Annotated in this window: 16 protein-coding genes; 11 read left to right on the plus strand and 5 right to left on the minus strand. The window is 59.3% G+C overall.

What is annotated here, in order from left to right; all coding sequences use genetic code 11:
* Positions 1-92 precede the first annotated feature (92 nt).
* The gene (locus ACM6JM_RS16295) at positions 93-1,052 is read left to right on the plus strand and encodes a MerR family transcriptional regulator (RefSeq protein WP_074691783.1); all 960 of its coding nucleotides are present in this window, start codon (positions 93-95) and stop codon (positions 1,050-1,052) included.
* 3 nt (positions 1,053-1,055) lie between these two features.
* On the opposite strand, the gene ACM6JM_RS16300 is transcribed toward ACM6JM_RS16295, so the two are convergent.
* On the minus strand, positions 1,056-1,661 hold the full coding sequence (locus ACM6JM_RS16300) for a hypothetical protein (RefSeq protein ID WP_039769347.1): 606 nt from the start codon (positions 1,659-1,661) through the stop codon (positions 1,056-1,058).
* A gap of 54 nt (positions 1,662-1,715) precedes the next feature.
* Entirely contained in the window at positions 1,716-2,192 is a 477-nt protein-coding gene (locus ACM6JM_RS16305; protein ID WP_039769349.1) for a PAS domain-containing protein, read from the minus strand.
* Positions 2,193-2,344: 152 nt separating this feature from the next.
* Here ACM6JM_RS16305 and ACM6JM_RS16310 point away from each other — a divergent pair, with 152 nt between their 5' ends.
* Positions 2,345-2,800 carry a flavodoxin gene (locus ACM6JM_RS16310; RefSeq protein ID WP_414882211.1) on the plus strand — a complete coding sequence of 152 codons (456 nt, stop codon included), beginning with the start codon at positions 2,345-2,347 and terminating at the stop codon, positions 2,798-2,800.
* Here the strand turns inward: ACM6JM_RS16310 and ACM6JM_RS16315 are convergent.
* Positions 2,790-3,677, minus strand: coding sequence for a LysR family transcriptional regulator (locus ACM6JM_RS16315; RefSeq protein ID WP_414882212.1), 888 nt, complete (start codon positions 3,675-3,677; stop codon positions 2,790-2,792). The genes ACM6JM_RS16310 and ACM6JM_RS16315 overlap by 11 nt on opposite strands.
* 96 nt (positions 3,678-3,773) lie before the next feature.
* On the opposite strand from ACM6JM_RS16315, the gene ACM6JM_RS16320 reads away from it, so the two are divergent.
* From ACM6JM_RS16320 to ACM6JM_RS16340, 5 genes are all read left to right on the plus strand, one after another.
* Positions 3,774-4,160, plus strand: a complete 387-nt coding sequence (locus ACM6JM_RS16320; protein WP_039769355.1) for a CidA/LrgA family protein — start codon at positions 3,774-3,776, stop codon at positions 4,158-4,160.
* Positions 4,150-4,836 carry an LrgB family protein gene (locus ACM6JM_RS16325; RefSeq protein ID WP_039769357.1) on the plus strand — a complete coding sequence of 229 codons (687 nt, stop codon included), beginning with the start codon at positions 4,150-4,152 and terminating at the stop codon, positions 4,834-4,836. The genes ACM6JM_RS16320 and ACM6JM_RS16325 overlap by 11 nt, the downstream gene beginning before the upstream one ends.
* Positions 4,837-4,968: 132 nt before the next feature.
* Positions 4,969-5,751 carry a class II aldolase/adducin family protein gene (locus ACM6JM_RS16330; RefSeq protein WP_085647701.1) on the plus strand — a complete coding sequence of 261 codons (783 nt, stop codon included), beginning with the start codon at positions 4,969-4,971 and terminating at the stop codon, positions 5,749-5,751.
* Positions 5,751-6,653, plus strand: coding sequence for an alpha/beta fold hydrolase (locus ACM6JM_RS16335; RefSeq protein WP_414882213.1), 903 nt, complete (start codon positions 5,751-5,753; stop codon positions 6,651-6,653). The genes ACM6JM_RS16330 and ACM6JM_RS16335 overlap by 1 nt, the downstream gene beginning before the upstream one ends.
* Positions 6,654-6,805: 152 nt before the next feature.
* Entirely contained in the window at positions 6,806-7,717 is a 912-nt protein-coding gene (locus ACM6JM_RS16340; protein ID WP_085666891.1) for an SDR family oxidoreductase, read from the plus strand.
* 51 nt (positions 7,718-7,768) lie between these two features.
* On the opposite strand, the gene ACM6JM_RS16345 is transcribed toward ACM6JM_RS16340, so the two are convergent.
* The gene (locus ACM6JM_RS16345; RefSeq protein ID WP_085666890.1) at positions 7,769-8,026 is read right to left on the minus strand and encodes an immunity protein; all 258 of its coding nucleotides are present in this window, start codon (positions 8,024-8,026) and stop codon (positions 7,769-7,771) included.
* The gene (locus ACM6JM_RS16350) at positions 8,023-10,164 is read right to left on the minus strand and encodes an S-type pyocin domain-containing protein (RefSeq protein WP_414882214.1); all 2,142 of its coding nucleotides are present in this window, start codon (positions 10,162-10,164) and stop codon (positions 8,023-8,025) included. Before ACM6JM_RS16350 ends, ACM6JM_RS16345 begins: the two co-directional genes overlap by 4 nt.
* A 656-nt stretch (positions 10,165-10,820) precedes the next feature.
* On the opposite strand from ACM6JM_RS16350, the gene ACM6JM_RS16355 reads away from it, so the two are divergent.
* The 4 genes from ACM6JM_RS16355 (at position 10,821) to ACM6JM_RS16370 (ending at position 20,298) form a co-directional block, all read left to right on the plus strand.
* Complete coding sequence (locus ACM6JM_RS16355) at positions 10,821-12,614, plus strand: DUF1302 domain-containing protein (protein WP_414882215.1); 1,794 nt, start codon at positions 10,821-10,823, stop codon at positions 12,612-12,614.
* Positions 12,615-12,637: 23 nt separating this feature from the next.
* Entirely contained in the window at positions 12,638-14,005 is a 1,368-nt protein-coding gene (locus ACM6JM_RS16360) for a DUF1329 domain-containing protein (RefSeq protein ID WP_039769368.1), read from the plus strand.
* A gap of 139 nt (positions 14,006-14,144) precedes the next feature.
* On the plus strand, positions 14,145-16,688 hold the full coding sequence (locus tag ACM6JM_RS16365) for a LuxR C-terminal-related transcriptional regulator (protein ID WP_414882216.1): 2,544 nt from the start codon (positions 14,145-14,147) through the stop codon (positions 16,686-16,688).
* 160 nt (positions 16,689-16,848) lie between these two features.
* Entirely contained in the window at positions 16,849-20,298 is a 3,450-nt protein-coding gene (locus tag ACM6JM_RS16370) for a dermonecrotic toxin domain-containing protein (protein ID WP_414882217.1), read from the plus strand.
* Positions 20,299-20,309: the final 11 nt, after the last annotated feature.

The following is a 20,309-nucleotide window of genomic DNA, read 5'->3' on the forward strand; positions in this document are numbered from 1 at the left end:
AGAGACTTTCGTCCCATTTGATTGCTTGAACCCTCATAGGGCATCAGGAGTAGAATGGATCCAACTTTGCCAACAAGGACGTGTCCGCACCAATGCCTGTGATCACAGACGTTCGCCCTGCTTTGCAGGCGCCTGTTGCGCTGGAGCGCGAGGAGTTGTTCCCGATCCGCGAGGTGGCGCGTCTGACCGGCGTGAACCCGGTCACGCTGCGCGCGTGGGAGCGCCGCTATGGTTTGATCCAGCCGACACGCACCGAAAGTGGGCATCGTCTGTATTCGATGACCGATATCGAGCGCGTTCGCAGCATCGTCGACTGGATCGATCGGGGCGTTTCGGTGAGCAAGGTCGGCAAGATCCTGGCCAAGACCGAGCCAATGAAAGTGCTGGCCCACTTCATTCCCGATGATCTGGTGCAGGCGGACTATCTCCAGTGGCAGGAACAGGTCCGGCAGGCAGTCAGTTCGTTCGACGATCAGTTGCTTGATCGCGTCTACGGTCAGATTTTCTCCTCCTATGCTCTGCCCGTGGTGTTTCAGGACATCCTGATGCCGCTGTGGCTGCAAATGCTGCAGCGTCAGGATGCGTTCGGACAAACCAGTGAGTGGCTGTTCTTCGATGGTTTTCTACGGGCGAAGGTGCTGCAGCGCATCGTCGTGCTGCGGGGCACGCAGCCGCGCAAGGTGATCGTCAGCGCGCTGGCCGGTCAGTGCCGCGAGCTTGAGTTGTTGGTGGCAGCGCTGTTTCTCAGCGGCAATGACGCGGGGGTTCGTGTGCTAACCACCGGTCAACCGTTCGATGAGCTGACGCTGGTGTGCGAGAAGATCAAGCCCGAGGCGCTGGTGCTGTTTTCCAATCACGCCCCGGCACCCGAGTTGCCGCGTCGGCTGAATCGTCTGGCGTTGAGTCTTGATTGTCAGTTGATGCTGGCGGGGGATGCTGCCGACCTGGCGCAGGACAGCCTGGCGGGATCATCGGTCGGCTGTCTGGGCAATGAAGGATCGACCATGCGCCAGCGCATGAATCAGTTCCTCGCAGGGACGCTGGATACCTGAGAATCAGGTGTGCAGGGCAGGGTGGGTTAAACGATGCTGTTGCAGGATGAACTGGCGCAGGCGCTCGGTTTCGTCGGCATCGCTCTGGCTTAGCTCGTAAGCATAAAAGCCGCTTTCGGTTTCCCGCTCGAAGGTCCCGCGCAGGGCAATCCGCTCGTAGCCCGACGGGCTGAACCACAACGCAAAATGCTTCGGCGGCTTGGTCTTGTTGCGCACTTCCAGCAGCACACCCTTGTGCGAAACCTCGTGAACCCACAGCGTGCCCGGTTGGCCCTTGGCATTTTCCAGTGCCACCGGCTCTTCCAGGGTCAGGCGCCATGGACGCACCATCGGCCCGTCTTCATAGATGCTCGGCACCCCAAGACGCAGATGCAGGGCGTGGAACTCGTCTTCCACCAGATGCAGCGGGAAGGTCATCTGCTGATTTTCGAAGTTGGCCTGGATGGTGACTTGCTCATGGGCCGCCAGGCGCGTGAGCAGATCACGGATCTGCGAACCACCGTTGACCAGCAGGCTCGACGTCGCATCCCGCACATTGAGTTGCGGGTTGTGTTGCATGGTCTGGATGAAATCCAGCTCATCCTGGGTCAGGAGGGCGTCACGCTGCATGGCTAACTCGAAATGAATAATTACAAAGTCATTGGTGATTGTAGTTAATGACAATTAGTTCGCTGTTTTGTTTACGCCGTTCGTCGCTTTCAAGGCAGCAATTTCTGCTTCCAGTGCCGCAACCTGGGCTTCCAGTTGCGCCACCCGCTGCTGCGCCTTGACCTGAACCGTAACGTCCTTTTGTACGCCTACGAAGTAGGTCTGCCCGTCGTCGGCATTTTTTACCGTCGAAAGAGACAGTTCGTTCCAGAAGGGAGTGCCGTCCTTGCGGTAATTGCGCAGGATTTCCCGGCATGAGCCACCGTTTTTCAAAACATCGCGAATCAGTTCCAGACTGGCCTGGTCGCGATCCCCGGCCTGCAGGAAACGGCAGTCCTGATAGAGAATTTCTTCGCTGGTGTAGCCGGTCAGTTTTTCGAAAGCCGGATTCACGTAGATCAGGATGTTGTCCTGATCGCCTTCTTTTTCTGCTACCACAATCCCGTCGTTCGACGCGTTGATCACCATTTGCAGCAGGCTGGCATTGATCATCTTTGAATCCTTTCAAGGTTGTCAGTGGCTGGCATTCTAGAAGATCGTCCAGTGCTGTCTACTGGCCGGCAGCCCTTATCGAGAGCCAATCGCATCATGGCGTCGCTGGCTGTTACTATCGCCGCTCTTTTTTCAGTTTCAGGATCAGATTGATGAAAGTCGCCATCCTCTCCGGCTCGGTGTACGGCACGGCCGAAGAAGTCGCTCGCCACGCTCAGAGCCTGTTGAACGCCGCCGGTTTTGAAACCTTCTACAACTCGCGCGCCAGCCTCGCCGATCTCCAGGCGTTTGGCCCTGAAGCCTTGCTCGGCGTGACCTCGACCACCGGCATGGGCGAACTGCCGGACAACCTGCAACCGTTGTATTCGGCCATTCGTGATCAACTGCCGGCAGCCTGGCGTGGTTTGCCCGGCGGGGTAATCGCACTGGGCGACGCCAGCTACGGCGACACTTTCTGCGGCGGCGGCGAGCAATTGCGCGAATTGTTCGGCGAGCTGGGTGTGCGCGAAGTGCAGGACATGCTGCGCATTGACGCCAGCGAAAGCGTTACCCCGGAATCCGACGCCGAGCCTTGGCTGGAACAGTTGATCGCCATCCTCAAGGGGTGATCCCGCGCTCACGCAGCAGCGCCAGCCAGGCCTGTGCAGCCTTCGACAGGTAGGCACCCCGGCGCCAGATGAAAGCGATATCCCAGCGCAAGTAGTCTGGCGCATTCAGGGCCAGGCGCACCACGCCTGGCCGCACCAGACCGCGCGCCACCACGCTGGGCAGCAACACCACGCCTTGTCCGGCGGCGACCAGCGCCGCGAGAAAATCCGCCTGCCCGCTGCGCCCGCCTTCCTTCGGGGTGAAGCCCATTTGCTGGCACGCCTGGAGCAAACGATCGTTGAGCACGAAACTGCGCTGATACAAAAGAAACGGCGTATCTGCCAGCTCCTCCAGACCGATTTCACCTTTTGCCGCCAGTGGGTGATCCACAGGCAGCAGCGCATCCAGCGGTTCATCGCAGAATGGCTGAAAGTCGAATTGCGGATCCTTCGGCAGCAGACTGCCACCCAACTCCAGCTCCCCGCTGAGCACCGCCTGTTCGATGTTGCGACTGCCGCCTTCAAGCAACTGCACGCTGATGTTCGGGTAGCGCCGTCGGTACTCGGCGAACAGCCCGGCAAACAACGCATCGCTACCGAGCAATGGCAACCCGAGACGTAACTCGCCGCGCGCGAGATGACTGAGGTCATCCAGTTCGCTGAGCAATTCATCGCGCAACCGCAGCATGCCTTCGGCCCGGTGCAGCACCACGCTGCCGGCGGCGGTCAGGCGTATCTGCGAGCCGAGTCGTTCAAGCAAAGGCGTGCCGAGGCTCTGTTCGAGCTGGGCGATTTGCTTGCTCACGGCGGACTGACTGATGTGCAGGGTCTTCGCGGCTTGAGTGAAGCCGCCCTGATGCATGACTTCGACAAAGCTTTTGAGCTGTTTGAATTCCATGGCCTGATTCCAGATTGGAATGGCTTTGAGTCTAACAATTCGCTTCGGAGATGGCAGTCAGCTTCGTAAGATAGGGCATCCGAAAGGAGCTCACCGATGAAAGTCTCGACCCTTAAATACCTCTCTCGCCTGCTGGCCGAACTGGCCGTGCTGCTCGCTCTATACCTGCTCGGCTGCCAGATCGCAGCGTGGCTGGCCTGGCCGATTCCTGGCGGCGTGATTGGCATGGCGCTGTTGCTGCTGGGTTTTGCGTTCGGCTGGGTCAAACCGGCGGCGCTGCAAACGGGCGCAGGCTTGTTGATGGCCGAGATGCTGCTGTTCTTCATTCCGGCGCTGATGAGCCTGCTGGATTACGGCGCGTTGCTGCGCGATGACGGCTGGCGGATTTTGTTGGTGATCGCAGCCAGTACGCTGATGGTGATGCTGGTGACCGCGTTCACCGTGGAGCTGGCCGTGCGCCTGAGGCGGTCCCATGAAGCTTGAGCTGATGCCGATGTTCTGGCTGGCGTTCACCTTGCTGGCTTATCTGTTCAGTCGCTGGCTGTATCGGCGGACCGGACGTTACGTGCTGTCGCCACTGATTCTGGTCCCCGCGTTGCTGCTGGCGCTTGCCGTGCCGCTGCACACCGCTTATGCCGAATATTCGAGCAACACCCATTGGCTGATGCTGGTGCTCGGGCCGGTCACCGTGGCGTTTGCGGTGCCGATCTGGCAACAGCGACGCCTGCTGGTGCGGCATTGGTCGGCGTTGCTGCTGGGCATTCTGGCCGGCAGCGCTGCGTCGATCGCCACCTCGTTCGGCCTGGCGAAAGCGCTGGCGCTGGACAGTTCGGTGACGCTGTCGCTGGTGCCGCGCTCGATCACCACACCGTTCGCCATGCCGCTGGCGCAGGACCTCGGTGGCGTGCCTGAGCTGACAGCGGTGTTCGTGATGTTCACCGGGGTGATCGGCGCCATGCTCGGCGGTGTGCTGCTCAAGTGGCTGCCGTTGCGCAGTGCCTTGGCTCGTGGAGCGTTGTTTGCCGTGGGGGCTCATGGCGCGGGTGTCAGTCGCGCCCATGAAGTGGGTGGTGAAGAGGGCTCGGTGGCGGGGCTGGTGATGGTGCTGACGGGGCTGCTCAATCTGTTCGCCGCGCCTTTGTTGGCGTCGTTGCTTTGACATGGATCCAAGCTGTTTGCGTCGCTGACTCGTTCAGTCATCAAGCTGGCTGCCAATGCAACTACGCGACCGTCCGGGGCTGACTAGACTGCTGACACACGCAAAAACAATAAGAACGCAGAGGTGCATACAGTGAGCGTAGCCCCCGTCCCTTCGTCCGTGAACGTCAAAGATCAGGTCAGTGCCGCGGAATGGCAGACCCGGGTCGATCTGGCCGCCTGTTATCGTCTGGTCGCGCTGCATGGCTGGGACGATCTGATCTTCACCCACATTTCCGCCAAGGTGCCCGGCACCGAAGATTTCCTGATCAACCCGTTCGGCCTGATGTTCCATGAGATCACCGCGTCCAGTCTGGTGAAGGTCGACCAGGCCGGTAACAAGCTCATGGACAGCCCCTACGAAATCAATCCCGCCGGCTACACCATCCACAGTGCCGTGCACGAAGTGCGGCACGACGTGGCCTGCGTGCTGCACACCCACACCGCCTCCGGTGTTGCGGTGTCGGCGCAGAAGCAGGGCGTGTTGCCGATCAGTCAGCAATCGCTGTTCGTGTTGTCGAGCCTGGCCTTTCACGCCTACGAAGGTGTGGCGCTCAACCATGAAGAGAAAGCGCGGTTGCAGGCGGATCTGGGCGACAGCAATTTCCTGATGCTGCACAACCACGGTCTGCTGACCTGTGGCGGCACCATCGCCGACACGTTCCTGATGATGTTCACCTTTCAGCGTGCGTGCGACATTCAGGTCATGGCGCAGACCGGCGGTGCCGAACTGATCGCCATCGAACCGCAGATTCTGGCAGGCGCCAAAGCGATGATTGCCGGCGTCACCAAAAGTGCTCAAGGCATGGGTGGCGCGCTGGCCTGGCCGGCGCTGCTGCGCAAACTCGATAAACAAGACCCGGGATATAGACTCTAATGCCTCTCGCCGAGATCCCTCTGAGTGTCTGGCGCAAACGCGGCCAGACGTTTGTCTTCCGTGGTCAGCCGATCCGTTACTGGACGGCCGGGCAGGGTGATCCGCTGCTGCTGATCCATGGCTTTCCGACGGCCAGTTGGGACTGGCATTACCTGTGGCAGCCGCTGTCCCAGCGCTACCGGGTGATTGCCTGCGACATGCTCGGCTTCGGCGACTCGGCCAAACCCCTGAATCACACCTACAGCCTGCTGGAGCAGGCCGATCTGCAACAGGCCTTGCTGGCGCATCTGCAGATCGAACAACCAGTGCACATTCTGGCACACGACTACGGTGACAGTGTTGCCCAGGAGTTGCTGGCCCGGCATTACGAAGATCTGATCCAGGTCGCCAGTTGCGTGTTCCTCAACGGCGGTCTGTTCCCGGAAACCCATCGACCGCTGCTGGCGCAAAAACTGCTGCTCAGCCCATTGGGCTGGATGATCGGCCGGGCCTTCTCCCGTGATGCGCTGGTCAAGAGCTTCCAGCAGATTTTCGGCCCGGACACCCGGCCCAGCGAAAGCGAAATGGATGATTTCTGGAGCCTGATCGAATGCAATCGCGGGCAACGCGTCATGCACAAGCTGATTCACTACATTCCCGAGCGCCGGGTTCAGCGTGATCGCTGGGTCGCGGCGATGCAGCGTGGCGAGGTGCCGCTGCGGGTGATCGATGGCGAAGTCGATCCGATCTCCGGGGCGCACATGGTCGAGCGTTATCGCGAGCTGATCCCCGACGCCGACACCGTGTTGTTGCCAGGCATCGGCCATTACCCGCAAAGCGAAGCGCCGGTGCAGGTGCTCAAACACTACCTCGAATTTCGCGATCACTTCGTGTTGCCGCCGCGCAAGGTGGCGTGCTCCTGACTTGGTGCCCGAGGCGCCTGACGCCTCGGCACGTTTCATCATCCCCCAGCCTTATCGCGCACCATTCAGCCCCTGCCGTGTTCGTTGTGACCGCACGCCCTGTGCCTGACACTCGGGGACACTTGTCCCTCAGGCCTGCTGGAGTTGCCCCGATGAATGATTCTGTGCGTTTCGAAGATAAAGTCGTGATCGTCACCGGAGCCGGTGGTGGCCTGGGACGCGCTCATGCTTTGCTGTTCGCCAGACAGGGCGCCAAAGTGCTGGTCAACGACCTCGGCGGCTCGACCCAGGGTGAAGGCGCCAACGCTTCGGCCGCTGATCGCGTGGTGGCGGAAATCCGCGAGGCCGGCGGCATCGCCGAAGCCAACCATGACTCGGTCACCGACGGCGACAAACTGGTACAGAACGCGCTCGATGTGTTTGGCCGTGTCGATGTGGTGGTCAACAATGCCGGGATCTTGCGCGACAAATCCTTCCACAAAATGGAAGACGCCGACTGGGATCTGGTCTACCGCGTCCACGTCGAAGGCGCCTACAAGGTGACCCGCGCCGCGTGGCCACACATGCGTGAGCAGAACTATGGGCGAGTGATTTTCACCGCATCGACTTCGGGCATCTACGGCAACTTCGGCCAGTCCAACTACGGCATGGCCAAACTCGGTCTCTACGGCCTGACCCGCACCCTGGCCATCGAAGGTCGCAAGAACAACATCCTGGTCAACGCCATTGCCCCCACCGGCGGTACGCGCATGACTGAAGGCCTGATCCCGCCGCAAGTGTTCGAACAACTCAAGCCGGAGCTGGTCAGCCCGTTGGTGGTGTACCTGGCCAGCGAGCAGTGCCAGGAAACCTCGGGCCTGTTCGAAGTCGGCGGCGGCTGGATGGGCAAGGTGCGTTGGGAACGCAGCCTTGGTGCCGGGTTCGATCCTCGCGTCGGATTTTCCCCGGAAGATGTCGCGGCGCACTGGCAGCAGATCTGTGATTTCGAAGGGGCGGCGCATCCGAAGGACAACATTGAGGCGCTGAAGGAGATGATGGGGAATTTGCAGAAGTATTCGATTTGAACTCTGAAAACCACCCGACTATTCAGGGATAGTCAGGTGGTTTTTTAATAATTAATCGTAACGTTTTTCTACTAGGAACTTAGGCGCCTTCCAGTTGGGCCCTTTGACTGTCTTGCCGCTCTTATCGCTGGAGAGCACCCCGTCATTGAATAGTGAATTGTAAGTGGCGACCAAAATACCGTCTCGAATTACCTCGCTACGATATAGCCCATACATCCTGTCAATACGCATTGCTGGCCAAAGCAGTGCAAATAAGGAGACCACATCGGCAACCGGCTCATTTTTGATGATTCTTTCGACCGTGTTCATTGTTCGAAACTCCTCATGTCCTTTTCGTACTCTCTCTGATCCTGCGCATACATCGCATTGATTGCCTGTTCGGTATATAGGAGGGTTAATTCACTGCCGAGTTTGTAGTCTTCAAGGGCCGCTGTATGAGCATTGTTCCATATCGGGGACTCATCCGATGGCGAGGTATTGTCGCTATAGCCGAAGGCCCTATACCGCTCAAGCTCTCTTATTTCATGAGTGTAGTAGCGCAAGTCCGTGTCTGAGTGCGTCCGGTGTCCGCTGAGAATATCTTCCAGGCGTTGAATCATAATGTCGTTAGCGTCCGATTGATTGAGCCTTGCGATGTGTAGCTTTACCGCTTCAATCCCCTCTCGGGTGATGATGGCCGATCTCCAATCCAGATTAAGTATCGGCCCGCCAGCCTGCTCTGGATTGAATTTGCGGCCACTGTATTTACCTTTGACTGAGGCCCCCTCATAAGGACTGCTGAAAACCACATACAGCGGTTCAATCCCCGAATCAGCCGGAAACACGATGATGAATCGATCCCAGCCTTCCACCAGTATCGGATTCAAATCCAGCCGTCCTTCAACCGGCACGATGGATACCCCGGAGTAAGCGGGAGAATCGGTATCCACTATTGGCGAGGCGGTCGAGGCGTCACCCGGCGAGATAGCGGGTGTCCAGGTCAAGTAGTCGGTGGGCGAGTCCGATAGCGCGACCTTGTATACGTCGTTGAGCAGATCGTAGGCGGCATTCAGGACCAGCACACTTGAGCGAATATGGAAGTCATCGCTCGTAGCGACGAACACTTGCATACCTGCACCGAGTCGCCTGACGCCGAGCCCGGCTTGCATCTCCAGCGTACCCTGTCGATCGGCGATTTCCCGGAGCGTCTCTGCTGGCTCGGACGACAACTCGGCGAAAGGAACACTCATGGAAAAACGCTCGCCGTTGCCCAGATTTGAAGGCATCAACAGCGCCGCGAACCCCATCAATACCGGACTGCCGAACAGCGCCGTGCCCGTCGCTGTCAGGGTCGCTGTTGCGGTACGTAGTGCATTGAGTATTCCCGCCGAGTTGGCCGGGCTGAGGTTGACCGCTGTCGAAGCGAAAGAAACGGCAGGGCCGTTGCTGGCCATTGCTCCGGAAGCCGGGAAGACATGCTTCCTTTCCTCCTGTAACCGAGCCTGTTCTGCCGCAAGCGCCAGCGCCGCTGTTTCAGCTTTGGCTTGTGCTTCGGCCTGGGCGATCTTCAACGCAGCCACCCGCTCTTTCTCCCGAGCTTCAGCCTCAGCGTTCAGGCGCGCGGTCTCGGCCGCCAGTCGAGCCTGTTCGGCATCCCGACGTTGTTTCTCCGCCAATGCGGCCAGTCGAGCCTGTTCGCGTGCACGTATTTCCTCCTGCTCCCGGCGCGCTGCTTCGGCAATGTCTCGCTGGCGTTGTTGCTCCGCTGCAATTCGGGCACGTTCCGCGGCCTGCCGCTGCGCCTCTGCCGCAGCCGCCTGATCCTGTGCTTGCACGGTGGCCAGCCAGTTGAGCACGCCGACCTGTTGCTGGTTGAGAAGCGCCAATGTCTGGCCCAGCAGCCGGGCTTCGTGGGCGGCCCGCAACGATTCACTCCATAACGCTCTGCTCTTGACCCCCGCGCCGTGCGCTCGTCGAAGGGCAGATGCCTGATCCAGGTAATCCTTGAAGGTTTTCCCCAGCGGATCGCTGCCATAAAAGCGGTTGGCGATGGCGGTCTGTCTTTGAAACTCTGCGCTCTTGCGTTGAATCAGCGTGTTCCTGACGCCCACTTCGCGAGCCAATGCCGCTGCGGGCGGCAGAGGATTCGTCGGGCCTTCCAGTCTGATGGCCGCCAGTTCCACTTCGATGGATTGTGGGATCGAGGCGGCTTTTGCGTTGAATTCCTGTTCAACGGCAAGTTGTGTTTCATGCATCAATTGACGCGTTTGCGAATTGGCACCGGCAGGGCCGAATGTGCCGCTGTAGGAATAACCCACATTGGTTTCTTTGAATGGCTCGTAATCATCCGGGGCGAACTCCCGGATATGTAATGCGTCCAGCTCTAACGGTGGAGGTTTTGGCATATTCATGTCCTTTTGAATGTGCGTTTTCATTCGCCCGAAAAATGCCCAGGGGGGCGATGACATCCGTGTCACCGGCGAATGGTTGAGGTGTTTCAGGTTACCTCGCAACGGCGGTGATCAAATCCGAGAAGCCCGTAAGTAACAGGGCGTTGTGTGGAAAGGGTTTTCGCGGGTTGCTGTTAATGCAGAAGGGATTCGTTCGGGACTCAAGGAAATGTCTGACGCGGTAATCGGAGGATCTTTGCAATCCGCCATCCACATTTTTTTAAACGCCCATAAAAAAGGCCGCTGCAAACGCAGCGGCCAAGGTAAGACGTTGGATCAAGGAGCTACAAATCAACGTCAGTGAACACCGGGGCGATGGATCGAAAAACGCTTCGCGCCATCAGAAATCGGTTGCCGACGACTCGGTCGCGGACTTCGTGCTTTCTCGCGGTCTGCGGTGAAAGCCGGCACAGAATAAGGGCTGGCGCCTCAGGGAAAAATAGCGATTCCGGACATGCACTGTTGCGGGGCGTGTAACAGTGGCGCGCACTGGGGTGGTCATTATCCGCTGCGTTGATAGTGGTCCATCCAGCCTGTTCATGGCGGGCGCAAACCCTTGTCGCAGGCGGGGATTCATCCTTTCGAGCGACAGCGTGAATACCTCCTTGGTGCGCTTATCCTCGCCGTGGCGCGGCAGTAGGGTGGGGCCTTCTGTCACTCACCGGGGAAGACGCATGACAAAAACAACAATGCGCGCCATCTTCACGCCGCACGCGCTCGCCGCTGCGGTGGCATTGGGTTGCTGTGCCCAGGCGCACGCGGTCGCTTTCAATATCGGGGAAATCGAAGGCACCTTCGATTCGTCGCTGTCGGTCGGAGCGAGTTGGGGCATGCGCGATGCCGACAAGTCGCTGGTCGGTACGGTCAACGGCGGCACGGGCCAGTCTTCCACCGGTGATGACGGGCGTTTGAACTTCAAGAAGGGTGAGACCTTTTCCAAGATCTTCAAAGGCATCCACGACCTCGAACTGAAGTACGGCGACACCGGTGTGTTTGTGCGCGGCAAGTACTGGTACGACTTCGAACTCAAGGACGAAGACCGCGAGTTCAAACAGATCAGTGACAAGGGACGCAAGGAAGGCGCGAAGTCGTCCGGCGCGCAGATTCTCGACGCGTTCGTTTATCACAACTACTCCATCGCCGATTTGCCGGGCACCGTGCGCGCCGGCAAACAGGTGGTGAGCTGGGGCGAAAGTACCTTCATCGGCAACTCGATCAACAGCATCAACCCGATCGACGTCTCGGCGTTCCGCCGGCCGGGTGCGGAGATCAAGGAGGGGCTGATTCCGGTGAACATGCTGTTCGCCTCTCAGGGGCTCACCGACCAACTGACGGTCGAGGGCTTCTATCAACTGGAATGGGATCAGACCGTCCTCGACAACTGCGGGACGTTTTTCGGCGTCGATGTGGCAGCGGACGGTTGCAACAACGGCTACACCGTCGGCAGCCCGGCGATTGCCCCGTTGGCGCCGCTGGCGGCAGCCTTCGGCCAGCCGATCCAGGTGACCCGCGAGGGTGTGATCGTGCCCCGTGGCGGCGACCGCGATGCGCGGGACTCCGGGCAATGGGGCACGGCGTTGCGCTGGCTCGGCGACGACACCGAATACGGCCTCTACTTCATGAACTACCACAGCCGCACGCCGACCGTTGGCACCAGCACCGCCGGCCTGTCGACCCTGGCGTCATTGCCGGGCATGGTCGGGATCGCCAACCGCCTGGCGCCCGGCAGCGGTTCGGGACTGGCGCAAAGCGTGATGCTCGGGCGCGGCCAGTACTACCTCGAATACCCGGAAGACATTCGCCTGTACGGCGCGAGTTTCTCCACCACGTTGCCGACCGGCACCGCCTGGACCGGCGAGATCAGCTATCGGCCCAATGCGCCGGTGCAGGTCAACACCAACGACCTGACCCTGGCGCTGGTCAATCCGATTGCCGGCGGGGCCGCGTCGCCGCTGGTCACCTCGCCGGGGGCCGACAACAAGGGTTACCGACGCAAGGAGGTTACGCAGATCCAGAGCACGCTGACGCACTTTATCGATCAGATCTGGGGGGCGCAGCGCCTGACCCTGGTCGGCGAGGCGGCGGTGGTGCGGGTTGGCGGACTGGAGTCGCGCAGCAAGCTGCGTTATGGGCGTGACTCGGTCTACGGCCAGTATGGTTTCGGGGGGGATACCGACGGTTTCGTTACTTCCACCTCCTGGGGCTATCGCGCCCGGGCGATCCTCGATTACGCCAACGTGATCGGCGGGATCAACCTCAAGCCCAACCTGTCCTGGTCCCACGACGTCGCCGGTTATGGCCCTAATGGTCTGTTCAACGAAGGCGCCAAGGCTGTCAGCGTCGGAGTCGATGCCGACTATCGCAACACCTATACCGCGAGCCTCAGTTACACCGACTTTTTCGGTGGTGACTACAACACCCTCGAAGACCGTGACTTCGTGGCCCTGAGCTTCGGTGTGAACTTCTGATCTGCCCGAGAAGGATGAATGCAATGCGCAAGATGATTCTGCAATGCGGTGTCCTGGCCTTGAGCCTGCTGGCCGCCAACGTGATCGCGGCGGTGTCGCCGGAGGAAGCCAACAAGCTCGGCACCAGCCTGACACCGCTGGGCGCCGAGAAGGCCGGCAACGCCGACGGCTCGATTCCGGCCTGGACCGGCGGTATCCCGAAAAACGCCGGAGCAGTCGACAGCAAGGGTTTTCTGGCTGACCCGTTTGCCAGCGAAAAACCGTTGTTCACGATTACTGCCGCCAACGTCGACAAGTACAAGGACAAGCTGTCCGACGGCCAGGTGGCGATGTTCAAGCGCTACCCGGAAACCTACAGGATCCCGGTCTACCCGACCCATCGCACCGTGGCCGCACCGCCGGAAATCTACGAGTCGGCCAAACGCAGCGCACTCAACGTCACCAGCATCAACGACGGCAACGGCCTGGCCAATTTCACCGGTAACCGCTACTACGCGTTCCCCATTCCCAAAAATGGCGTCGAGGTGTTGTGGAACCACATCACCCGTTATCACGGCGGCAACCTGCGGCGGATCATCACGCAGGTGACGCCGCAAACCAACGGCAGCTACACGCCGATCCGCTTCGAAGAAGAGATCGCCGTGCCGCAACTGATGAAGGATCTCGATCCGGAAAAAGCCGCCAACGTCCTGACCTTCTTCAAGCAGTCGGTGACGGCCCCGGCGCGCCTGGCCGGTAACGTGCTGCTGGTGCACGAAACCCTCGATCAGGTGAAGGAACCGCGTCTGGCGTGGATCTACAACGCCGGTCAGCGCCGGGTCCGTCGTGCGCCGCAGGTTGCCTATGACGGGCCGGGCACCGCTGCCGACGGCCTGCGCACCTCGGACAACTTCGACATGTTCTCCGGCGCGCCGGACCGCTACGACTGGAAACTGATCGGCAAGAAGGAAATGTACATTCCGTACAACAGCTACAAGCTCGACTCGCCGAGCCTCAAGTACGACGACATCGTCAAGGCCGGGCACATCAACCAGGACCTGACCCGCTATGAACTGCACCGGGTCTGGGAAGTGGTCGGCACAGTCAAACCGAACGAACGGCACATCTACGCCAAGCGCCACATGTACATCGACGAGGACAGCTGGCAAGTGGCGCTGGCCGATCACTACGACGGTCGCGGGCAACTGTGGCGAGTGGCTGAAGGACACGCGCAGTACTACTACGATCACCAGGCCCAGGCCTACACCCTCGAAGCGCTCTACGACATCATCGCCGGCCGCTACATTGCCCTGGGGATGAAGAACGAAGAGAAGCACAGCTTCGAATTCGGCTTCGAAGCCAAGGCCGCCGATTACACCCCGTCGGCCTTGCGTTCGGAGGGCGTACGGTAAGGGTCTCGATACAGGGGCAGACAAAAAGGCGACCGCACGGTCGCCTTTTTTATGGGCGCCAATCAGCGTACTGAATACTCGTCAACAAGCAGCAGGGAGAGGGCTAGGGTGAGCGTACAACGATAAAAAGGCGTACCCGATGACCGCCATGACCCACGCTCCGGATCGTCCGGGATTCTTGCCCAGACTCTCGGCTCATCATCTTCCACGTCCGCGTCTGACTGCATCACTGCTCGAATCTGCGGCAAGGGTCCGGCTGATCTGCGCACCGGCCGGCAGTGGCAAGAGCACGTTATTCACCGAATGCCTGTTGCAGGCGCCCGTCGAATGTACGGTGTGCTGGCTGCCGTTGGCGGGCATGTCGATGAGTGTTGCGGCATTTTGCGAGCGACTGGCGCAGGCATTGGGGCTGGCCAAGGCGGATGAGTCGTCGCTGCTGCATGAGCTGGCGCGCCGATCCTCGCCGGTCTGGGTGTTTCTCGACGATTACTGTCGTGTTGAAGAGCCGGCGCTGGATGCACTGCTCGACCGGATGCTGGCGCTTGCCGGCCCCGCCGTCACCTGGTGGATCGGCACGCGTCGACGCCCGCAATGCAACTGGCCGCGCCTGTTGCTCGATGACGCCTTGTACGAGTGCGAATGCGCGGCGCTGGCGTTGAGTCGCGGCGAGATCGCGCAATTGTTGCGGCACCTGCCGTCCGTCCAGGCCGATCAAGTGGCTGCTCGCATTCATCAGCGCAGCGGCGGCTGGTGCGCCGGGGTGCGAATGCTGTTGATGCAAAAATGCGACTGGTCGCAAAAGACCTTGCCGCAGCAACGCATGGACACTCTGCTGGATTATCTGCAACACGAACTGTTCAGTGGATTGAGCCCGGAACTGGCCGAGGCCTGGCGGGTGTTGGCGCATCTGCCGCGGTTCAACGCCAGCCTGTGCGATCACCTGTTCGGTGCAGGCGAAGGCGCGCAGTGGATGCGCACGCTGCAAACGCTTGGGTGTTTTATCGAACCCTGGCAAGGGTCGCCGGACTGGTTGCAGGTGTGCGCTGCGCTGTCGCGCTTGATGCGCGATGAGCCCTGGCCCGCCGGACGTTCCTGGCATCGTCGGGCCTGTCAGTGGTTCGCTGCCGGACAGCATTGGAAATGCGCCTTTGAACAGGCGCTGCTGGCCGAAGAATACGAGGTGGCGGTGAGCCTGCTGCAACACTTCAGTTTCGAGCATTTGTTCGAGGAACAGACAGTCGTGTTGTTACTGCGCCTGTACGAGCAACGCGGCGAGGAACTGCTGCTGGGCTCGGCGCAACTGGTCGGTCTGATCACGGCGGCGTTGCTGTTCGCCGGACGATTTACCCAGGCGGCGGAATGCATCGGACAACTGTCGCGTTTTCTACCGCCACCGTCGGCGGGTCAGCAACGGCAATTGATCGCGCGCTGGCAGGCTCAGCAAGGATGGCTGTTGCATTTGCAGGGGCATATGGACGAGGCGCGCGAGCATTTCGAGCAAGCCTTGAACGATCTTTCGCCGCAGGCCTGGACGGCCCGTCTGCTGTGCCTGTCGGGCCGCACTCAGCAAGCGTTGCTGTGCGGTGATCTGGAGCTGGCTCATTCGATCAATCGTGAAGCGCTGTGCCTGGCACGGGCCGAGGGCTCATTGCTGTTCGAGGCGTTGCTGGAGCTTGATCACGCCCAACTGCTGGAGCAACGGGGCGCGTCGGCTCGCGCCGAAGAGTTGCTGGCGAATCTTTGCGAAATGCTTGAGTCCTCCATCGAGCGACCGACGCCGTTGTTGGGCCGTATCGCCTTGCGCCGGGGGCGACTGGCGCTGAGCATGGGGCAATCAATACGGGCTGCCGAGCTCTTTCAGCAGGGGCTCGACGACTGCTTGCGCAGCTTTGACAAGCGCGTGCTGTACGGTTTTCTCGGTCAGGCGCAACTGGCCGCTGATCAGGGTGATTATTCGCAAGCATTCATGCACCTGCGCGATGCCGAACGTTTGATGCAGCAGCGGCAGATTCCAGACACGGTTTATCGCGGTGTTCTGTTGCAGGTCAGCAGTGAGTTCTGGCTGCAACAGGGACGACCCGAACTGGCTCGTGAAGCGTTGAGTCGAGTGCTCAGGCACTATCGTGGCCCGCGTGGACGGCAGGCGCCGCCGGCGACGCTGGAGCTGATCCCGCGTATCGAGTATTTGCTGATTCTGGCCGAGACCCGCTTGAAGCAGGCGCACCAGCCGCAGGCGCGGCTGCAGTCCTTGCTCGAGCAGGCTCAGTCTTGCCGGATGATCGTTCTGGAAGCCGAGCAGTGGCTGGCAATGAGCGAGGTGGCGTCGATTCTCAATGATCGGGAATCTGCCCGACAGTATTTCGACAGGGGCCGCAAGCTGGCCTGTCAGTTCAACTTGCAGCGTCTGGTCATGAAGTTTGACGAAGCTGCTTCGGATATTCGCCCTGAGTCACCCGAACATCCATTTCTTGATGGCAGTGACAATGAAAATTCATTAAGCCTGAGAGAATCGCAAGTGTTGGGGTTGATTGCGGCGGGAAGTTCCAATCAACAAATAGCGGATAAGTTGTTCATCTCGTTGCATACCGTTAAAACTCATGTCCGGCGAATTCATGCAAAGTTGGGCGTCGAACGCCGGACGCATGCCGTGGCGCGCGCGAGAATGCTGGGTTTGTGTTGTTAATTGTCAGTTAATCAGTATGTTGGTTTTTTTTAAGTTTAATCTTTTAAATGTCTTGCAAAGGACGGTGGGTTTTTTATTGGTTTTGCTCCGGTTAAGTTGTTTGCACGGCTTGGACGATGTTTTGTCGTCTGGTTATCCTGTGTAATAACGGAGTTTTGTCATGAATGCAGTTGGAAGGTTGTCGGCGGAAAAACATCTGAGTGAAATCAATAAGCGCAGGTACGACCTGGAAGGTTTGCTGGGTGCACTACCGTCGTTCAAATCGCTTTTGCAGGATTTGGTGTTAAAGGAACTTCAACAGTTATCACCGAATATTTATATCAGCAAAACTTACATTACCGCCCAGCATTCAGAGATTGCGAATCCACAACCGACCGGGTTGTTGATGGACGTGTTCATGCAGTGCCTGGTGTCCGGCAATGCGCCCGTCTATGACGCCAGTCTGTACGGCGTCTACGATTGGCCTGACTCCACGGATGAAGAGGACCGGATTGAAGGGCTGGATGTAGTAGCCGTCGGTTCGTTGATCGGTAATGTGCTCGGATCGCTGGCGCAGAAGTACACGCCTTTGCTGGCGCAATACTGGGCTGCATCTTCGGGGAAGGACGGTCTGGGGCGTGAGCTGGCTTCGCGCAGTCGTCAGTTGCAGGATGCCTATGCAGCGCTGTTCTGGCAGGAATTGGGCGCGACGGTGCAGATGCAAGGCGTTCGGCCGGAGGTAGAGGAAAGCTATGCCGTTTTCATCAAGGGCACATCTTTGACTCCGGCCTACAGTCTTTCACTGCAACTGGAAAACGGTCGATTCGCAACGCTCGCCGGCTGCTTTGTCACGTACCTTTCGGGGCGCTCTATCCCCGAACTGGTTCTGGACGATGACGAATGGGTTGTCCTCTACACTTCCGTGAACGGCCTGGAAACATTCCGCACACCCACCTTGATGCATCAAGCGTTGCAGCAACGCCTGGGCAATGCAGAAACCCGGGCACAACTGCTCGGGAGCCTTTCACAGGAAGATGCCGAGCAGCTCGGCAGCGTTCCGGATATCCGTTACCTGAACATTCAAGGCGAAATCTTCCAGACTCTCACCGCCCAGCTTCTTGAAAAACAACAGCGCGACGTTGCTTACCATCTTCGCCGGTTACAGGCGCCGGGCGGGGATCGGCCTGCTCTCGTGCGTTCGGTCGAGAGCACCCTTCAGCAGCAGGCAGTCATCGACGCTGCCCGGGGGCGGGTCGCGAGACTACTGGCCCTGATGAACCGAAACGCCCGGCCGCAATGGTTGAAAGATGCCACCGCCAACCATCAGGAAGTATTCGCTTCTCTGGAAAAGGAACTGCTCAGGGGGCAGGTGAGCCTGCATGAGGCCCTGGGGGGAGTATCTTCTTTTCAGGACTACGTGCGCGGAGTTGTCGAAACCCACATCAGCGCGGGCGATACCCGGCGAGTGGACCCTGATACTGTCTGGGTAACAGTGGAATATTCTTTGCGTATGGGCACTCGGCGTATTGAACATGTCGAGCGTAAAACCCTGACTCAGTTGTTCATGTACGGCGTGCATGACACGGCGGCTCCCTACACGATCAAGCTCGAAGCCTTTCACACCAATCCTCGACTGACGGCTTCGAGTATCGAACTCGCCATCCGCCAGTTTGATCTGCGTTTGCAATATGCCAATCAACGCAATCAGCGTTTCGCACAGGCACGGATTCGCGAAGCCATGCGCGAAGTCCTGGGGCAGGAAATTGCGCTCAGCCACTTCGCCGCCGTCCTGCAAAAACACATCGGCCCGCAAGGGCAGAATATGGTGCAGCGGTATCTGCATGGCGATCCGGGAGTCGAAGCGTTTGGCGTTGCGTTTCGTCAATACTACAAGCCGTTCAAGGACATGATTGCGTTTCGTGCAAGGGGGGCTGCGCCAGACCTCCAGCTACATGTGCTGTATGCGCCGGGTGCCCCGACCGGGCAGCAATGGTACGAATTCTCCGATCTGACCGGATTGAAACGACAGTTCATCTCCTGGGGGTTCGAGCCACGTGATCGTGAATTCCTGACCGCTCAGGCTTTCAGCAAGGATCGCGCAGCTTTCGTGAAAGACGAGCTTTCTTATGTCGAGCCAGGCCCTGTGTTTGAACCGAGGTGGTGGGGTGGAGTCACCCTGGTCGAGTGGACTCGGGGGCACGGTGAAGGGCCACTGATGGGGGCCATCCATGAAATCATCGATTGGGAAATCGCTGAGGAACAGGTGGCCACGCCCGTCTGGTACAGGAATGCGGCGTCGCGGGATCGCGAGATGCTTACCCGAGTGAACACGGATTTCAAGGCGCTCTACGAACTGTCGAAAGACGAGCTGAATATCCCCACGCTGGTTTCTTATTCGCGAGACCAGGTGATGGAACGGTTGAACAGTCACCTGCGTCGTTCTGACCCGAACCACCCCTTGATCGATCCTGATCGCGTTAATGTCAAGGTGAAAGGGCAGGACTGGATGACGCTTACCCAGCTCTTCATTCAATGGCAGCTTTGGCCTGGTGATGATCAGGTGGCATTCGTCTCCAGGGATGGTTCTTCACTGGGAAATCTGAATGCGACGGTCGTCAAATCGTTGATCGGCTTGCGGCCGGGCATGATGTATGAGTGGCATCTGGTCGACCGCTTTGCCAACGGCCCGTCGCTGGATCTCAAGGCGAAACTGTTCTGCAAGCTCAAGCAGAACGAAATGCTCAGGGCCGCATTGACTCAGAAGATGCAGGGCTCTCTGTCCTCCGAACAGTTCAATTGGCTGGCGGGACTGGTCGACGGGCTCGATCATGACCGTCCTCATCAAGTGGAACCGTTCAAGCCGGGCACTACCCCGCAGGAGGGTATCTACACGCTGGTTCTTGAAGGGCGACGCATCGAGGGCGCTTATACGTTTGGACGCCGGGTGGCAGGGAAGCTGCAGCTGCTGGCCTATATTCCGAAGGCTCCGGACGGGCTGAGTTTCCGCCCGCTCGAATCCTTGACACTGGGGCTCAAGGACGCCGACCTGGGAAATCACGTCATTGCACTGACCAGGCTCGAACACAGGGGTGTCGTACAGAACTTTGTCATTCGCTGCCAAAATGCTTCAGGCGCTCTCCCTGTCCCTGCGTTGGACAACAGTTATGCCGTGACCCATTTCAAGTTCGAATTCGACAGCATGATTTCCCGTGTGCTCAGCGACGTTGACTATCAAACCACCACACCTGCCGAGCGATTCTGGAACACGGTCATGGTGATCACCGAGCTTGCGGTGGATATCGTCTCGCTGTTTGTCCCGCCGGTGGGATTGGTGAGCAGCATCGTGCGCATCACACGTTCGATCGTCCAGGGCATCGTTGCCTACAGTCTGGGAGATGACAAAGCCGGCAAGAACCATCTCGCCTCGGCGTGGAGAAGCTCCATTCTCTTGTATGTGGGAATTGTGGCAGGCGTTGGCGGATCTGTTTCGGCGGTGGGGCTGCTGTCGCGAGTCAAGGATGTTTCCGAGATCGTGTCGACCGTGACCGGGGTGCCGGTGGGGATTGGATATGTCACCGCCGTGGCTTCTCCCTACGTGATCGCGGACAGTAAAACCCGAATCATCGGCTGACCCCTTGCCTC

Origin of the sequence: Pseudomonas sp. IT-P2 (assembly GCF_949767575.1) — a bacterium.
GTDB lineage: Bacteria > Pseudomonadota > Gammaproteobacteria > Pseudomonadales > Pseudomonadaceae > Aquipseudomonas > Aquipseudomonas pharyngis.

Excerpts from the sequence above, each read along its gene's own strand:
- ACM6JM_RS16295 (WP_074691783.1), top strand. The coding sequence starts at position 93 with ATGCCTGTGATCACAGACGTTCGCCCTGCTTTGCAGGCGCCTGTTGCG.
- ACM6JM_RS16300 (WP_039769347.1), bottom strand. The coding sequence starts at position 1,661 with ATGCAGCGTGACGCCCTCCTGACCCAGGATGAGCTGGATTTCATCCAG.
- ACM6JM_RS16305 (WP_039769349.1), bottom strand. The coding sequence starts at position 2,192 with ATGATCAATGCCAGCCTGCTGCAAATGGTGATCAACGCGTCGAACGAC.
- ACM6JM_RS16310 (WP_414882211.1), top strand. The coding sequence starts at position 2,345 with ATGAAAGTCGCCATCCTCTCCGGCTCGGTGTACGGCACGGCCGAAGAA.
- ACM6JM_RS16315 (WP_414882212.1), bottom strand. The coding sequence starts at position 3,677 with ATGGAATTCAAACAGCTCAAAAGCTTTGTCGAAGTCATGCATCAGGGC.
- ACM6JM_RS16320 (WP_039769355.1), top strand. The coding sequence starts at position 3,774 with ATGAAAGTCTCGACCCTTAAATACCTCTCTCGCCTGCTGGCCGAACTG.
- ACM6JM_RS16325 (WP_039769357.1), top strand. The coding sequence starts at position 4,150 with ATGAAGCTTGAGCTGATGCCGATGTTCTGGCTGGCGTTCACCTTGCTG.
- ACM6JM_RS16335 (WP_414882213.1), top strand. The coding sequence starts at position 5,751 with ATGCCTCTCGCCGAGATCCCTCTGAGTGTCTGGCGCAAACGCGGCCAG.
- ACM6JM_RS16340 (WP_085666891.1), top strand. The coding sequence starts at position 6,806 with ATGAATGATTCTGTGCGTTTCGAAGATAAAGTCGTGATCGTCACCGGA.
- ACM6JM_RS16345 (WP_085666890.1), bottom strand. The coding sequence starts at position 8,026 with ATGAACACGGTCGAAAGAATCATCAAAAATGAGCCGGTTGCCGATGTG.
- ACM6JM_RS16350 (WP_414882214.1), bottom strand. The coding sequence starts at position 10,164 with ATGTCATCGCCCCCCTGGGCATTTTTCGGGCGAATGAAAACGCACATT.
- ACM6JM_RS16355 (WP_414882215.1), top strand. The coding sequence starts at position 10,821 with ATGACAAAAACAACAATGCGCGCCATCTTCACGCCGCACGCGCTCGCC.
- ACM6JM_RS16360 (WP_039769368.1), top strand. The coding sequence starts at position 12,638 with ATGCGCAAGATGATTCTGCAATGCGGTGTCCTGGCCTTGAGCCTGCTG.
- ACM6JM_RS16365 (WP_414882216.1), top strand. The coding sequence starts at position 14,145 with ATGACCGCCATGACCCACGCTCCGGATCGTCCGGGATTCTTGCCCAGA.
- ACM6JM_RS16370 (WP_414882217.1), top strand. The coding sequence starts at position 16,849 with ATGAATGCAGTTGGAAGGTTGTCGGCGGAAAAACATCTGAGTGAAATC.